The organism is Vibrio sp. 10N.222.47.A9, assembly GCF_963872585.1.
Lineage (GTDB): Bacteria > Pseudomonadota > Gammaproteobacteria > Enterobacterales > Vibrionaceae > Vibrio > Vibrio splendidus.
In genome coordinates this window covers 1-1118 of sequence record NZ_CAWNBB010000035.1, presented here as the reverse complement: position 1 = coordinate 1118, position 1118 = coordinate 1, and the positions used below count along the sequence as shown (strand labels likewise).

Here is a 1118-nt window from a genome sequence, read left to right as displayed (position 1 = left end):
CATCTATAAGGTAGTTTTTATCAATTGTCAACATCAGAAAAAGTGCACAAAATGTTTTCTAAGCTGAACGTTAAACAAGAGAGGCAACAATGAGAACAATATTGAAAATCGACACAAGTGCTAGAAGAACGGACAACGAGATTGAGGGGTATAATTCAATATCCAAAACACTATCTACTTCATTCATCGATAAATGGATAACAATTAACAGTAAAGATAAAGTCATCTATAGAGATCTAGGGCTAAATCCACCTGACTTTATTAGCCAAGATTGGATCGCGGCGGTTTTCACACCAGAAGAAAAGAGAACACTCGAGCAGAAGGCTTTATTGTTTCTGTCTGATACGTTGATTGATGAGTTAAAGCGAGCTGATATCATTGTAATCTCATCACCGATGTATAATTACGGAATGCCCGCAGTACTGAAGGCGTGGTTTGATCAAGTGGTCAGAATCAATAAAACGTTTACCTTCGATTTGAAACGAGGTGACTTTCCGATCGAACCAATTATGTCAGGGAAAACACTTGTTCTAATATCATCGAGCGGTGAATTTGGCTTTGAAGTGGGTGGAGTTCGAGAAGCAATGAATCACCTTGCTCCCCACGTTAAGACCTTAAGCAAATACCTTGGCGTCGACGAATTCCATGAAATCGCCTCTGAATACCAAGAGTTTTCTGACGAGAGGCACAAGCAATCTCTAATTGAAGCTTATAGCTCTATTGATACGCTAGTAACACATCTTTCGGTTTAAAAAGCTCGGACAAAAATGAAGAGAAGCAACCATGAAAACAAAAATAATCACGAATGTGTCTGAATTATTGCTCATGAAAAGAACCGTAGAGCTTTCTCTTGATCACGTTCACAAAGGAGGAATTCCATTTTCTGCACTTGTGGTTGATAAACAGGGAAAAGTATTGGGACAAGGTGTAAATAGGGTAAAGGAATTGAACGACCCTACTGCACACGCAGAGATTCTAGCCATAAGAGATGCGTGCAAGCTAACTAACGGTGTTGACCTATCAGAAGCCATTTTGTATGCGTCAGGTGAGCCTTGTGGTCTTTGCTACTTGGCCGCGAAATGGGCAGGAATAAACAGAATATACATCGCGTCAGATCG

General features: G+C 40.2%; 2 protein-coding genes. Both read left to right on the top strand.

Features of this window, described 5'->3' with window-relative positions; translation table 11 throughout:
* The first annotated feature begins 89 nt into the window (after positions 1–89).
* Complete coding sequence (locus AACT19_RS10575; RefSeq protein WP_076646238.1) at positions 90–752, top strand: FMN-dependent NADH-azoreductase; 663 nt, start codon at positions 90–92, stop codon at positions 750–752.
* Between the two features lie 31 nt (positions 753–783).
* Positions 784–1118: nucleoside deaminase (locus AACT19_RS10570; protein WP_242658940.1), on the top strand; the 335-nt coding region annotated here is incomplete at its 3' end.

What these genes read in the sequence shown, in the direction of transcription:
- AACT19_RS10575 (WP_076646238.1), top strand. Translation starts at nt 90, where the DNA reads ATGAGAACAATATTGAAAATCGACACAAGTGCTAGAAGAACGGACAAC.